Origin of the sequence: Geotalea uraniireducens Rf4 (assembly GCF_000016745.1) — a bacterium.
Taxonomy (GTDB): Bacteria; Desulfobacterota; Desulfuromonadia; order Geobacterales; family Geobacteraceae; genus Geotalea; species Geotalea uraniireducens.
This window is the reverse complement of record NC_009483.1, coordinates 942,112-956,472: the sequence shown is the minus strand read 5'-3', so window position 1 is coordinate 956,472 and position 14,361 is coordinate 942,112. Positions and strand designations below refer to the sequence as shown.

The following is a 14,361-nucleotide window of genomic DNA, read 5'->3' as shown; positions in this document are numbered from 1 at the left end:
CATGGAAAGAAAATTTCTCATCAAATGGATCGGGGTGTTTTTATTCGTGACAACCGCTGTCTTGACCGGCGTATCCCAAACCAATGGTCAGACGACGGCAAACTCCAAGGAAGCTTGCCTGGATTGCCACGGACCTTTCGATAAGCTCGCTGCGGCAACCGCGGGCTATGTGGCGGCGAGCGGCGAAAAGATTACCCCGCACCGATACGTGCCTCATGATTCGAAAGAGGCGAAGGGAATCCCTGAGTGCAGCAATTGTCATCAGCCGCACCCATTGCCGCCGGCCGCAAGGAACCTTGCCAATGCTGCCAAACCCGATGTCCATTGGTGCCTTATGACCTGTCACCATAATAACAATTTCGAGCCCTGCAAGAAGTGTCACAAATAGCGGGTGACAAAGGTGGAAGAATTATTCTTCAATACAGCGCAGATCATAAAATGGACGGTAGCCCATGTACAAAATACCATTGTTTCTAATCCTGTTCTGGACGTCGGTGGCTACGGCCGGGGTAATCAATGTGGAGTTCAAATTCACGCCCTATGTCGGCGATCCGTTAAAGTCCGATCAGGTCGAAACCGTACCGGGCAATGCCAGGGTTTTTATCAACAATGTCTTGTTCGCCGAGCAGGAGGTGCGAAAAGATAACGTCCAGGTCCTGTTTGAGGAACGCGATATCTCGCCGTCGATATGGGTGCCTGCGAGTTCGCTGGGGGCGGCGCTGCGCAAGGGCAAGAATTCGATCCGCATCGAGTTCGTGCCGGCCGATGCCAAAAAGCCTTACAATGCGCAGATTAGCTGGGTGTCAGTGATGGACCAGTCCACCGAGAAAAGCGAGGGAGGACGCTATCAAGCCACCAACCAGAGCGACGCGGGCAAGGAGGACAAAAAGACGATGGGCAAGGTTGTGTTACAACGCGAATTTGTCGCGGACTTCGCGGCCGACCTTCCATGGCACCATTATCCGCCAATGGCCTCGCTTAGCGATGAAGACAAGAAAAGCCTGGCCCTTATTGTGAAGAAACGGGCGGAGGCATTCAAACCGGATTTCGCTTACATTTACGAATTGCTGGGGAAAAATCCGAATATGAACCCGGTTGAGGTAAAAAAATCAAGATGCCTCGATCAGGCGTATGCGGCAGGCATACGGGTCGCGGCCCCGACCCGGAATCAACTCGATTTCGCCATGACCGGGAATCCGGAAGTTGTAGTCAGCCGCAAAGATGGCGCTCCTCTCTACCCGTTTGACGAGAGCTCATTCGCACGCATCAAAGGCGACGAAGCCCGGATGTGCGCTGCAATGGCTATTTCCGTGGCCTTTCCGCCCCGCCTCATTGTGGTGCGGTCGCCTTCCGGAATATGGGAAGTGGCGTACTGAGCGGTTTTCCTGTCAACATCCTTTGGAAGCAATTTGGAAGATGGCCGTTTTCTGGTCAGTTGCTTTGCTAATATGTTTTAATGTTCACAGATTAAATATTCCGTTTGGGTAGATCACCGGTTCATGCGCGCGCGTGAACTGGTCAATAACGAGTTGTGTGATGAAAAAGAAAGAGGAAAATAAATGGCGGGCGGACTTATAACAATTGCTCAGTTTAGGGATCTACCGGAAGCGGGCCTTGCCAAATCGAGGCTTGAGTCGGCAGGAATCACTTGCTTCCTCGACAACGAGTTCACTATTGGCGCCAACTGGCTTTACTCGAACGCCTTGGGTGGAGTGAAGCTAAATGTACCTGAAGAAAATGCAGAAGAAGCAAAGGCAATTCTTGAGGAAACCACAGAATCTATGGCATCAGAGGCATCAGAGGAATCAGAAGAACACCTTGAGGACTCCGCCTGCCCGGTCTGTGGTGCGACAGAAATAGAAACAAAGAATTACACGAGAAAATTTGCAGCGCTTACCCTTCTCATTTCGCTGCCACTGCTTCTGTTTTGGAAGAGGTATGGTTGCAAAAGTTGTGGTCATCGTTGGAAGTGAGACACACAACCACTCGGCGGCACGCAGACGCTGACGCGCTGGTGCGCCTCGGCACCGTTGGCGAGAAGCGAGGGAAGGATATGGTAACTAAAGATAGAATGCTCTTTCACTACACCTCATTACAGGGCCTACTCGGAATCACCGAGAGTGCGTCTATATGGGCAACAAATATCCTGTATCTTAATGATGCCAGTGAACTTCTCTACGCAAAAGACCTTCTCAAGGAAGAACTTACTGTATTTCGCAAGACGAACGAGGGGTTTGCGAAGACGGATACGTTGGACAAATCATTAGGGCATTTTTTTCTTGAGAGTTTTGAGGACAACATAAATACGCTGTTACCTTCTCAAACGATAGGTATTTTTGTTTGTTCTTTCTCGGAGGAAGGCGATCTTCTAAGCCAGTGGCGAGGGTACTCCAGAACTGGGCAGGGTTTCAGTCTGGGTTTTAGCCTTGACCGGCTTAAGGTTTTAGTCGAAAGTGCCCGTTTCTCGATCAAGAAAGTTATCTACGATCGGGACGAACAAATTAGTGAGATACAAAAGCTTCTGTCAGACCTCGCTAAAAGGTTCGCCGACGACGTCGGCAATTCGGTTGATAAGAAGAGGGCATGGGACGAGAAAGCCAAGCGACTTCTTTCTGATGTCATGCTGGAGTTCATAAAACTGGCGCCTTTGTTGAAACACCCGAAGTTCGCTGAGGAGAAAGAGTGGAGAATTATGGCCGCTCTGAAGACAAAACAAGGCTCACGCGCCATAAAGTTCCGAGCTGGTACGTCTATGGTCGTGCCTTACCTAGAAGTACCTCTGTCTCTCCAAAGCGAAAATCTCATTATTGATGAAATCAATGTTGGTCCAACAATTGAGAGGGCACTGTCCGCTGCGTCCGTAGAAATGTTACTGAAATCGCAGAATATAGTCTGTCCGGCAGTGAGCTGCTCGACCATACCCTTTAGAGCTACATAGTCATGGAGAGGCAATAAAGCGAAAGGCGACATAACCAGTAAGGATTAATACGACTTGGTCTGGAATGGAGGGTCAATCTCCATTTTCCATTTAAAGAGGCGCAACGAGAAGAGGATTGCCAACAAGACAGTTGGACACCGCCCGCCCGAAAAGGCCGGGCAAGCGGGTCAACTGCCGACCCGTTGGATGGGAAACAAAATAATAAGCCATTTACTAAAACCTGCATTTGCATTGACTCTTTTGTCCTTACCGGTTCAATCAACTGCTGGTACGATTCTCGATGCAGAGCGTGGCCAAGCCTGAGACCTCACTGAGTGCCAAGAAAGCTTATGAGGGTTGGTTGAGCGGATGTAAGCGATGTTCATGGGCGTCCCGGTTGTTGCCACCGAAAATGAATAGTGAAGTTTTTGATGCGTCTGAATTATTTCTTTATTATCTAATCGCGATTTAGTACCGAGGGCACAATGAAAAAACGACTGGATTTTTTACTACTGATATCTCTGGCGATTTCTTTATTTGGCTGTGGCGGCGGTTCCAGCGGAACCGCCTCTACGCCTGTGCCTGTCGAGCTGAAGGTAGCAAGTGTCACCCCAGTAGACGGAGCTACTGAGGTAACCAGGACCGGCGACATAACAGTTTCCTTTGACGCAAACCTGGATGCTAATACGGTTACTGCTGGTGCAATTGCTGTAAAGGATGACCAAGGCTTCCCAGTCGAAGCTGATACGGTTGTAGTAAACGGCAATACTGCCACCTTGAAGCTGAAAAATAAGCTTTCCGCCGGCAGAAGATACACGGTTAAAGTCGCCGCCACCATAAAAAGCATTTACGGCGGCACACTGCCCGGAGAATACACCACTGGCTTTACAACTAAAACCAGTCAGTGGGACAGTACAGAAAACTTCGGCAAGGCAAATAGTGCCGTGACAGCCATGGATAAGCACGGCAACGCCATCGTCGCGTGGTGGAGATATAACAGCACCAATAGCCATTATGAAATTGTCATGAGTCAACTGGCTGATGGAACCTGGACCGAGCCTAGGGTCGTCAGCGGGAACGCTTCTAACGTTTATTCGCCTAAGGTTGCCATGGATAACAACGGCAATGCAGTTCTGGTCTGGGAGGATTGGGGAACTGGAGTAGTAATGATGGAGTACCGGAACGGGCTCTGGAGCCAGCCCCAAGTGATTACAGCTTCCGGCGTGTCCTTTTCTCCGGGATCCCTATCGCCGTCAATCGCGATGAATGACGAAGGCAGGGCCGTTATAGTATGGTCACAGGATAATATCTACGCAAAGGAGTATGCTGACGGTGCATGGAGCAATCCGGTGGCGGTCTCAGCTGGGGGTAGCTGTAATTCCCCTAAGGTGGCGCTGAACTCAAAAGGGAACCAGGTAATAGCCTGGCAGTACAATGATCATTATTATACTCACGTCAAGTTGTTCAGCAGGCAACGCTTAAACGGACTTTGGAGTACTCCGCAAATAGTCAGTATAGCAGGCCAGGACCCGGATTCGTATTTCCAGCTATCGTTTGACAGCAATAACGAGGCTATCATCGTGTGGGGGCAGCAGGATGGCATCCAGCGTCACGCCTACAGAAACGAATACCGCAATGGTGCGTGGACCGGTCCGGCTCTGCTCGATTCCGGCGGTGCGGAAACTGATTATCCCCGTGTTGCCATGGATAGTCGCGGCAATGCCGTCGTAGCGTGGCAACAGAAGGTTAATAACCTGTGGCAGATAGTCATTGTCGAATCGCGAGCAGGCACATGGAATTCACCCAGACAAGTCAGCTCTGCTGCGACCTCGGCCAACCGCCCCCTGATAAAAATGGATCACAGCGGCAATGGGATTCTCCTTTGGAACCAGGCCAATGGTGCAGACTGGCAGGTATATACAATGCAGTACCTTAACGGCTCCTGGACCGATAAAAACCTCCTGGCAGTGAGTAATGACCAGCTGAACTATGTCAATTACGACGTAGCCATGGATGGAACCGGGGATACAGCCATAGCCTGGAGCCAGTCGGATGGTGCCAGCTGGCAACTCTACCGTAGCTTCTACCATAGTGATGAAACCGTCTTTTCCGGCAGTGGCGGTTCCAGCAATTCCGGCGGCACTGGCGGTACTGGCGGTACTGGCGGTACTGGCGGTAGCAGCGGTTACTCCGGAGGCTACACCGGCGGCACTGGTGGCACAACTGGAGGATCGGCGATAAATGTCAGTAACTGGTACTGGCTCAGCCCAAGGACCGGCGGTAACAACCTGGACAACGTCGCCTACGGCGCGGGCAAATTTGTTGCGGTAGGTACTGCGGGAGTTATCGCCACTTCAGATAGCGGCAGCAACTGGAGCATTCAAAACTCCGGGACTTCAGCCAATTTGACTCGTGTGGTTTATGGCGGTGGCCAGTTTGTCGCAGTCGGCGATTCGGGCGTCATTCTGACCTCCAGTGACGGTGCAACCTGGCAGATTAGAGCCTCTGGAACCACGGCCAACTTGACGGGAACGATCTATACCGGCGGTCAGTTTGTAGTGGTCGGTAACTCCGGCACGATCCTGACGTCCGCCGACGGTATCGTCTGGACCGGCCGTTCCTCCGGCACAGCCACGCATTTGCGCGACATCACCTACGGCAGTAACCAGTATGTTGTCTCCGGGAATTCCGGCCTCATCCTGACTTCTGCCGACAGTGTCACGTGGACGAGCCGGTCCTCGGGAACGACCATCAACCTGAACGGCGTAACCTACGGAGGTGGGCGATTTGTCGCGGTAGGAAATGCAGGGACGGTGCTGACTTCCCTGAATGGCGTCGACTGGGCAACACAGTCGGCGGCCTGGGTGCCTTCGGTAGGCATGTCTTTCAAGCCGAGCTTCATCGCAGTGACCTACGATGGCGCCCAGTTCATTGCCGTGGGTCTAAGCGGCGCGATCCAGACCTCTCCTGACGGTATCACCTGGACCAATTACTTCTCCGGCACGCAGAAAAACCTGAATGGCGTGAACAATGTGAACGGCCAGTCAGTGGCGACCGGCGACGCTGGAACGGTCCTTATATCCTCCAATGGCACTACCTGGGCGTCCACCTCCGGCACAACAAACAAGCTATCCGGCGTGATGTTCACCGGCAGCGAATTCGTGACAGTCGGGTGGTCTGGAGGTAAGGGTGTCATAATGACCTCGCCCGATGGTGTCACCTGGACAGATCGCAATAGCAGTTCGGGCAGTCCCGTGACCGACATCGCCTATGGAAACGGAATATATCTCGGGGTGACCTGGGCTTCTATCTTGACTTCGCCTGATTCCGTAACATGGACGGGTCATACTACTGCGACTTCCTCTAGTGGCGTCGCCTATGGAGGCGGCCAGTTTGTTTTGGTCGGTGCAGCAGGAGCGATCCTCACCTCCCCCGACGGCGTTTCCTGGACGCTCAGCGCTTCGGGGACGACACAGAACCTGGTTCGTGTCACCTATGGTGGCGGTCAGTTTGTTGCGGTGGGTGCAAGCGGTTCCATTTTGACATCACCAGATGGCGTGGCCTGGACCAACAGGGCTTCCGGTACTATCTACTCACTGTATGGGGCAACCTATGGTGGTGGCCAGTATGTCGCCGTCGGCGAAGCTGGCACCGTGCTGACCTCGAATGATGGCATTCTCTGGACAAGCCGCACATCCGGGACTACCAGCAAACTGTCCGGCGTATCCTATGGAGGTGGCCAGTTCGTTGTGGTTGGGGATTCAGGATACCTTTTGACTTCGCCCGATGGTGTCACTTGGACGAAGAGAGCCTCCTATACCACGAACAACTTGAACGGGGTCTCATATGATGGGAGTGGCCATTTTGTAGTCGTAGGAGAGTCAGGTACCATTCTAGGGAATTTCTAGTGACGTTGCGCCTGGGGGGGGACCCGCCGCCTACCGGCGCACCAAGGGCTGCCCCCTTAGGTTCTTCCGTAGCAAATTAGGCAGTCAGAATGAATGGGGTCAGGCATTGAAAAGGGAATTTTAAATCTGTCAAAATATTTTCATATATTTCCCTCTTTAAGGCTTGACCCCTTATGAATGCCCTGACGATTTTGAATCGTTTTTCTGAATGAACCGCATGGTAGACCCCTTATGAATGCCATTCAAAGAGGAAATAATCATGTCTTTTTTCAAGATGCTTTTTTGTTTCGCGCCCTGGATATTTTTTCTGATCATTGCACACGGCTCCATGTTTCGTCTCAAGCTGGGAATAATCGTGGCAGCGGTTCTGAGCGTTGTCATGGCGGTCAAAAGGCTGCATCGGGGCGCTATTATGTGGGCGAGCATCCTGTTCTTTTTTTACGCCATTGTGGCAGTGGTGTTCCTGAACGACATGTGGGCTGTGCGGCACATGGGCGTTCTGGCCAATGGCGCCCTCGCAGTAAGTGTCTGGGCGGGCATTGCTCTGAAGCGCCCTTTCACCCTGGAATACGCACGTGAACACACAGACCCTTCCCTGTGGGAACAGCCGTCATTTCTACGCACGAATTACCTCCTCACAACGATTTGGGCTGTGGTATTCTCCATCAACGCATTCCTGGCATGGCAGCGGAGCATCAAGCCAGCCATGCCCAGCTGGGCGTACGAGACCATCTCGTACAGCCTCCTTGTCTCGGCTATGTTTGTCAGCACCTGGTACCCGCAATACCTCAAAAAACGGCGTGAAGCACACATCGAACAGGATGATTGACGCAGTCGGAGAGGGATAACAAGGGGGACGCCCATAACATTTGCCTTTAAGAACCTGTCTTTGAAGGAGGCTGAGGGGTCAGACCTTGACACAGGCCATTTCAGTAAAACAAGTGACTAAGAGCAGCAGTTTGTCTCGTATCAAGGGCTTAGGTGCCCGTTGAACACAGAAGGTGGCAAGCATTTCACAATCATGGACGCAGAAACATCAATCAAAGGAGGAAATTATGACAGGGAAAAGACTATCCTCAACAGGCGTAACAAAAAACGAACTTGCAGCGGCTATACGAGAGGAAATACAAAGATTTGAGCAGAGCCTTCTCGGTCACTTGAAACCGCCTGTCAAGGGGTGTGACGCAGGCGATTATGGATGCTGCGAGTGTGAACCAACTCATCATGATTATCGAGAGATCGACGAGATGATCCAGCACCGCCCGGATGTTTTGCAGCAGTTTATCGAGAGCAATAAGGAACCGATTCGGAAGTTCTTCGAGAAAAAAGGGATCAAGCTCACCAAGTAGGGAATGAATGCACGTCTTTTACAATTCGCGTAATATTTCCCGATGTTGAACCATGAGGGCTCAAATGATTCGATTCACCTCAGAGCAGTTCGTCCCGTGTCGGTTACCACACATCACAGCAAGCATTGAACGGACGACTCTACCGAGCACGGCAATGCCCTTGTATCTTCAGAACACCTTTTATGCCTGTAGCATGCATGAAGGATGGCGCCTGGAGAGCCCAAAAGGTGTGTACCTGCTGGATTCCCTGGATCTGATCCAGTCGATTCACGGCAATCCTGCCTGCGTGATCTGCAGGACGGAAGCTGATATGCGTGAGTTGGAGCAGTATTACGCGCAAGGAATTATAGGTTATGTGCGCAAGGATAATGCTGTACTCATGGTGTTCAACGAGGGGGAGCAATACCGGACCATTTACCGAAATGGGGAACTCAGCTGGTTCTCCATGGTCCCGACGAAAATAGAACTGGACTTGACTTCGGCGTGCAATCTTGCATGCAGCCACTGCTCACGAGTAACGACGGAATCGCCCGGTCCTGACGAACTAAACCTGGAAGAACTTATCTCATTCCTGGAGCAGGCAGGTCGAATCGGGGTATCTACAATTACATTTATGGGTGGCGAGCCTACTTGCCACCCTGAGCTTATCGAGCTGGCACTCGTCGCAAGACTCTCCGGCATTCGCTCCATTTCCGTAGGAACAAATGGGTGGCTGGTGGACGAGAAGCTGGCGGCCCGTATGGCAGCAGTATTCGATTCTATCCAAGTCAGTCTGCATGGTACAAACGCCGTCATTCACGACAACATCGTCGGCCGACAGGGATCTTTTGAGCAAAGCATTCAGAGTATCAGATATTTGAAGGCGCATTCCGCACGAAGGGTAACCATTTCATACACCGTTACACATGATAATGCTGCTGGAATGGAAACCGCCGCTCGTCTGGCTAGGGATCTCGAAGTGGATAGTATCCGTTTTCTTTTGCTGACTCCTAAGGGAAAGGGAGCATCCTTGCCGCAATTGAGCGAGCGAAGCCGCTCTAAGATAGGGACAGTCGTTAATGCGCTGCATGAGAAGTTCAAGGGAGAACTCGTAATAGAAGCTGGAGGCACTCCTCCATACACAAAAGTGCCGCCAGACGCAGCTTTCTACGGCTGTGCGGCTGGTCGCAGCCTTATGTACGTCAGCTCTCACGGAGAGGTCAAACCATGTGCGGTTATCGACACTGTCGCGGGAAGTATCAGGGAGTCAAGCATTCTGGATCTATGGCATAGACCGGAATTTGTTGCCATTCGCGAGGCCAAGCGATGCCGCTGCTCCTTCAGCTCGATTTGCGCTGGAATTTGCCTTGCGAGTATTGGCAACAATCCTGAAAATCCCGAGATGGGACATTTATCAGTTGATTAGCAGTATACAGAGTATTTAAGCGTGATTAATTTCAAATTATTTTCGCCCCGTCGCGACCGCACAGCGGCCATGCCTTTCATCATGTTGACCGTGCTGATCGACATGGTGTCTATCGGTTTGATCATGGGGTCTCCATGGGGTCGGACCAAGTTAACCAACTGAAATATAGCATCTATTGGCCAACATAGGCCCTGATTATGGCCTTAGAGCCACGTTTTTTCTGGTAAAAAGGAGCTTTTAAGAACACAGGGCAATAAGGGTCACACAGGGCAATAAGGGTCAAGTCTACATTCTACACAAAACCAGAATTCTTTGATATGATAGAGGGCAACTCCATACGTTACACTCAATCGCTCAAAGGAGAGAGCAATGGCACGACCTTTACGCATCGAGTATCCGGGAGCGTTTTATCATGTCACGTCGCGTGGGAATGAAAAGAAGGACATATTCAAAAGCCGGAGGGATCGGGAGAAGTTTCTTGAATATCTTGCATCGGCAACGGAGCGGTACGGGGCGGTAGTTCACGCCTATTGTTTGATGAGCAACCATTACCATCTGTTGCTGGAAACACCATCCGGTAACCTATCGCAGATAATGCGACACATAAACGGGGCATACACGACCTACTTCAACGTCAAAAGAAAGAGGTCGGGTCATCTGTTCCAGGGTAGATACAAGGCGATCCTTGTCGAGGCCGATGAATACCTGGCGGAGCTTTCCCGCTACATACACCTGAACCCGGTCAAAGCCGGAATCGTCGAAAGGCCAGAGCACTACCAATGGTCCAGCTACCAAAGCTTCATTGGGCAAAGCAAACCGCCAGCATGGCTGAGAACCGGTTTTATCCTAGGATGCTTTGCAAAGAAAGAAGCGGACGCTCGGAAAAAGTACAGGACCTTTGTTGAAAATATGATCGGCAAAGAATACGAAAGCCCTTTGAGCAAAATCTTCGGTGGATCGATATTGGGGAGCGCCGACTTTATAGATGAAATATCAACGGCGCATATCCGGGAAAAGGAAGACGCGAATATTCCGGCGCTGAAGCATTTTGCCAACAGGCCATCGCCGGAAGAAATCATGAAGGAAGCAATAGCGGCATTGCATGGCAACGAAAAGCTAGCGAGGCAGGTGTGCATCTATCTTTGCCATAAATACAGCGGAATGAGACTTCAGGAAATAGGAGATCGCTTCAACGTACGAGATACGGCGATAAGTGAAGCGAGCAGAAGGCTTGTCAGGAAAATGGAGACGGATGAGGTGCTGGGAAGAAAGGTCGAGAAGATAAAGGGAAAGTTTGAAAAGTGTAGAATGTAGACCTGACCCTTAGTCTATTTTGTTCATGTTCACAGATTAAATGTTCCGTTTGGGTAGATCACCGGTTCATGCGCGCGTGTTGAACCGGTGAATAAGGGAGTTGTCATGAATCGAGGAAGGAAATGCAAGACCCAATAAAACTAATCACAGAATATGAGCGAACGTTCTTTTCCATCCTTGACGAGTTCTTTATCAGGGCTACCGGCAGTACAGCAACTGCTTTCAGTACTATTGACAACTTCGCCGATACAATTCGTTCCCGTGCCCAGCAAATTGCGCCAAGGAGTTGGGATGCTTTCGTTTGGTTAGAAGAGCAACTCCGTCAACTGTATGGAAAGAATGCTGGTGAAGCATTCCGCCTAGCAAAGCAGCTTGGCGGTATGAAATTAGTTCTTGGTGGTGGCAGCCGATTCCTCGGAAGCCAATTGAACTCTGTCTCGACAAGTATCCTGTATAGCGACACGGTTTTCGTTCCTGACCCCGTAATGCCTTGGCTTGAGCGTGAAAGAACGGAAGAAAAATTCCGTCACGTCTCTTTAATTCAGAACGTTCATGCTCTCCTGCATATAAAACCACTCATAGACGCTAACTTCCAGAACCCCGCCGTCCTCGTTTTCCCGAGCATGGAAAAGATCTTAGAGGATAAAGATGAGTACACAAAGGATGGGATTTCACATCTTATTGGTTGTGTGTTCTCTGCCTCCCTTGATGAGAAACTTGAAACTCTTGAAGAGGTTCTCGATTATGCAAACCGAAACCCCGAGAAATTTCTATCAACCGTAGACAGAAATCATCTTTTTGTCGCGCCAGGAGGGCCTGTTGATGAGCCTCTTGTGGATGCATTGCAGCGATACCAAGTGGAGATGGAGACGTGGCGATCAAAAGAGTGGCTGGATATATTTGCACGAATCCCGGAGCATCAACGTGTCTTTAACGGGATCTGTGAACGCCTTACCCCACAATATCATCTGTTAGAAAACGCGGAAGAACTTGGTTGTCATCCGCTTATGTGCCTCGATCAACACGCACACTATTACAAGATAGTTGCTACCGCCAACAATGCCCGACTCGAAAAGACTGGTCTAATAAACCCCAGAACCAATGCCTTGATTGAAGCTCTCGCCTCTCAGAGACTTGATTGGCTGGGCGATATATCAATTGATACATTAATACGACTGAGAGAAGACAACGAGAACGTCGGCTTTCGAAAACGGCTACAAGATGCCGTTGGCAGATTACATGAATCGGTTCTTACAGATATAGATAAGGTTGCAGCAGAGGTCTGCCATGAGATTACCATTGCAATTGCAGAGCATGAGAAGCAGCAAAGAGACATAAAGGAAAAATATAGACGAATTCACGGCCAAACTGCTGTGATGGCAATCGCAGCTACAGGAGTTGGTTTATTTCCAGCCCTTGCACCATTTCTTGCAACCGCCGCTCCTTTCGCCCTGATGACCAAATATGGATACGACAAAATATCCGAATGTGCCGAAAAACGGACTCTGACAAAATCTTTGGTAGGTGTCTTGGCAACAGCGAAATCCGGGAAATAGACTGCTGCCAACACCGGCGTAGACACTGACGCGGCAAACACCGCCGCGCAGGTCACGCCACGACACGTTATCGCAAAAGAGGGGAGAAATGAAGGTAATTAAAAGATTATATAAATGGTCAATTGAACCATGGCCTCTTCATCTCTTCCCAGTTTTTGTATCAGTGCACCTCTTCTCACTACGAATATTTCAATCTCACAATCAGATAATAAATTCAAATTTTAGTGCAGCATTTCAAATTATTGGTGGCCTAATTATTATTTGGGTGATCAATAGTAACCTTGGAATTGTATCCAAAACTAGTATCAAAAATTCAATATTTGATTGGTTGAAGAGGTTTCCCCTAATTGCCAAGCAAAAATCTGTGAACCTCCAAGTTGATTCCCTTCTCAGTGCCAGCGGGATATACGACGCAAGACTGATTCCTGGCCATAAAAATACTGAAGAAAAAGTTGAATTTCTCTTGCAAGAAGTAAATAGAATTCATGACAAAATCGACAAAACAAGAGACGAACTTAAAAGGGATATTAGGACTTCTGAAGATAGAATAAGTATAAAGATAAACACAATCAAAACTGATATAAATGAAATTAACACTAATTTAAAAGCGGCAATTGTTGGTGGAGTTAAAGCCGAAGCGCTTGGGGTACTTACAGTTGCTTACGGTATAGCTATCCCTATAATTTATAAAATTGCATAACCCGCGGCGTAGACTCTGACGCGGCAAACAGCGCCGCGCAGGTCACGCCGTGAGCCGTTGGCGTGAAAGTAATGAGAAAAAAATCTGTACATTTTGAGGTATGTCAAATGAGCTCTGCTTCTGAACAACTAAATCAATTTGGATGGGATGAATGGTTTGATGCAAAGGCACATGAAAAGGGCTCGGCAGAACACCGTCTTGCACGTGTTGTTGCTGTGGATCGTGATCAACTTCTTGTAATAGATGAGTCTGGTGAATTTCGCGCAAAGCTTGCCGGCCGTTTTCTATATATGACCGAGCAATCAATTGATCTTCCATGTGTTGGAGACTGGGTATGCATTCAATACAGCACCTCTGACATGTATGGAATAATTCATGACGTCATTCCTAGAAAGTCGGTTCTTCGTCGTAAGGCTGCAGGAGATATCATTGAATACCAGATGATTGCCTCGAATATTGACGTAGCCTTAATAGTCCAGGCCTGTCATTTCGACTTCAATGTTAACAGGCTTGAGCGTTACTTGGTAATGGTTAGAAATGGGCATGTACATCCTGTCGTTTTACTTACAAAAACTGACCTGGTCAGTCCTGAAACTCTCCAACAACTAATAGAAAAAATTAGAAGTGCTGGAATAAATACGGAGGTAATCGCGCTTAGTAACGTCACCGGCGAAGGTGTTAATAATGTACGTGAAATTCTACAGCCCGGAAAAACCTACTGTCTTTTAGGTTCATCAGGGGTTGGCAAGAGTACATTGATCAACCAGTTGATTGGCCGTCATATACTTGAAACCAAGGTGGTAAGTGGTACAGGCGAGGGACGACATACGACGGTGCGTCGCGAACTCATAATATTGGATAATGGTGCAATGTTGATAGATAACCCAGGAATGCGTGAATTTGGCATTTTAGGAGCTGAGGAAGGAATGGGCGACAGCTTTGCTGATATCTATGCGTTAGCATCGAAATGCAAATATAGTGATTGCTCTCACTCTAACGAACCAGGTTGTGCTGTTTTGAGTGCAATTGAGGAAGGAAGTCTCCATCGGGCACACTATCAGAACTTTATCAAACTCAGGAGTGAATCAGAGTTTCATGATCTGTCGTATCTTGAAAAGCGAAAAAAGGATAAGGCATTTGGTCGCTACATCAAGTCTGCCAAGAAAGATCTGGGAATCACACGTAAATAAGATAGATGCATAGGGGACGCCC

12 protein-coding genes are annotated in these 14,361 nt (G+C 49.4%); all 12 read left to right on the top strand.

Features of this window, described 5'->3' with window-relative positions:
• The first annotated feature begins 1 nt into the window (after nt 1).
• Nucleotides 2–388 carry a hypothetical protein gene (locus GURA_RS04075; RefSeq protein WP_041245267.1) on the top strand — a complete coding sequence of 129 codons (387 nt, stop codon included), beginning with the start codon at nt 2–4 and terminating at the stop codon, nt 386–388.
• Nucleotides 389–452: 64 nt separating this feature from the next.
• Nucleotides 453–1,376 (top strand): hypothetical protein, encoded by a 924-nt coding sequence (locus GURA_RS04070; protein WP_011937732.1) that lies wholly within the window; start codon nt 453–455, stop codon nt 1,374–1,376.
• Nucleotides 1,377–1,559: 183 nt separating this feature from the next.
• On the top strand, nt 1,560–1,973 hold the full coding sequence (locus tag GURA_RS04065) for a putative signal transducing protein (protein WP_011937731.1): 414 nt from the start codon (nt 1,560–1,562) through the stop codon (nt 1,971–1,973).
• An 80-nt stretch (nt 1,974–2,053) separates the two neighbouring features.
• Nucleotides 2,054–2,938 carry a DUF2971 domain-containing protein gene (locus GURA_RS04060; RefSeq protein ID WP_157046120.1) on the top strand — a complete coding sequence of 295 codons (885 nt, stop codon included), beginning with the start codon at nt 2,054–2,056 and terminating at the stop codon, nt 2,936–2,938.
• 464 nt (nt 2,939–3,402) lie between these two features.
• On the top strand, nt 3,403–6,825 hold the full coding sequence (locus GURA_RS24535) for an Ig-like domain-containing protein (protein WP_011937729.1): 3,423 nt from the start codon (nt 3,403–3,405) through the stop codon (nt 6,823–6,825).
• A gap of 259 nt (nt 6,826–7,084) precedes the next feature.
• Nucleotides 7,085–7,654: a hypothetical protein gene (locus GURA_RS04050; protein WP_011937728.1), complete on the top strand. Its 570-nt coding sequence runs from the start codon at nt 7,085–7,087 to the stop codon at nt 7,652–7,654.
• Between the two features lie 226 nt (nt 7,655–7,880).
• Nucleotides 7,881–8,174, top strand: coding sequence for a hypothetical protein (locus GURA_RS04045; protein WP_041245265.1), 294 nt, complete (start codon nt 7,881–7,883; stop codon nt 8,172–8,174).
• 154 nt (nt 8,175–8,328) lie between these two features.
• Nucleotides 8,329–9,579, top strand: a complete 1,251-nt coding sequence (locus tag GURA_RS04040) for a radical SAM protein (protein ID WP_198134520.1) — start codon at nt 8,329–8,331, stop codon at nt 9,577–9,579.
• A gap of 369 nt (nt 9,580–9,948) precedes the next feature.
• Nucleotides 9,949–10,893: an REP-associated tyrosine transposase gene (locus GURA_RS04035; RefSeq protein WP_011937725.1), complete on the top strand. Its 945-nt coding sequence runs from the start codon at nt 9,949–9,951 to the stop codon at nt 10,891–10,893.
• A 122-nt stretch (nt 10,894–11,015) separates the two neighbouring features.
• A complete protein-coding gene (locus GURA_RS04030) occupies nt 11,016–12,449 on the top strand; it encodes a hypothetical protein (protein WP_011937724.1) in 1,434 nt (477 codons plus the stop codon).
• 88 nt (nt 12,450–12,537) lie between these two features.
• Complete coding sequence (locus GURA_RS04025) at nt 12,538–13,149, top strand: Maf family protein (protein ID WP_011937723.1); 612 nt, start codon at nt 12,538–12,540, stop codon at nt 13,147–13,149.
• A gap of 71 nt (nt 13,150–13,220) precedes the next feature.
• A complete protein-coding gene (rsgA, locus tag GURA_RS04020; RefSeq protein WP_232279006.1) occupies nt 13,221–14,339 on the top strand; it encodes a ribosome small subunit-dependent GTPase A in 1,119 nt (372 codons plus the stop codon).
• Nucleotides 14,340–14,361 lie beyond the last annotated feature (22 nt).

Coding starts and splice junctions, on each gene's coding strand:
- rsgA (WP_232279006.1), top strand. CDS start 13,221: ATGAGAAAAAAATCTGTACATTTTGAGGTATGTCAAATGAGCTCTGCT.
- GURA_RS04025 (WP_011937723.1), top strand. CDS start 12,538: ATGAAGGTAATTAAAAGATTATATAAATGGTCAATTGAACCATGGCCT.
- GURA_RS04060 (WP_157046120.1), top strand. CDS start 2,054: ATGGTAACTAAAGATAGAATGCTCTTTCACTACACCTCATTACAGGGC.
- GURA_RS04045 (WP_041245265.1), top strand. CDS start 7,881: ATGACAGGGAAAAGACTATCCTCAACAGGCGTAACAAAAAACGAACTT.
- GURA_RS24535 (WP_011937729.1), top strand. CDS start 3,403: ATGAAAAAACGACTGGATTTTTTACTACTGATATCTCTGGCGATTTCT.
- GURA_RS04070 (WP_011937732.1), top strand. CDS start 453: ATGTACAAAATACCATTGTTTCTAATCCTGTTCTGGACGTCGGTGGCT.
- GURA_RS04065 (WP_011937731.1), top strand. CDS start 1,560: ATGGCGGGCGGACTTATAACAATTGCTCAGTTTAGGGATCTACCGGAA.
- GURA_RS04035 (WP_011937725.1), top strand. CDS start 9,949: ATGGCACGACCTTTACGCATCGAGTATCCGGGAGCGTTTTATCATGTC.
- GURA_RS04040 (WP_198134520.1), top strand. CDS start 8,329: ATGCCCTTGTATCTTCAGAACACCTTTTATGCCTGTAGCATGCATGAA.
- GURA_RS04050 (WP_011937728.1), top strand. CDS start 7,085: ATGTCTTTTTTCAAGATGCTTTTTTGTTTCGCGCCCTGGATATTTTTT.
- GURA_RS04075 (WP_041245267.1), top strand. CDS start 2: ATGGAAAGAAAATTTCTCATCAAATGGATCGGGGTGTTTTTATTCGTG.
- GURA_RS04030 (WP_011937724.1), top strand. CDS start 11,016: ATGCAAGACCCAATAAAACTAATCACAGAATATGAGCGAACGTTCTTT.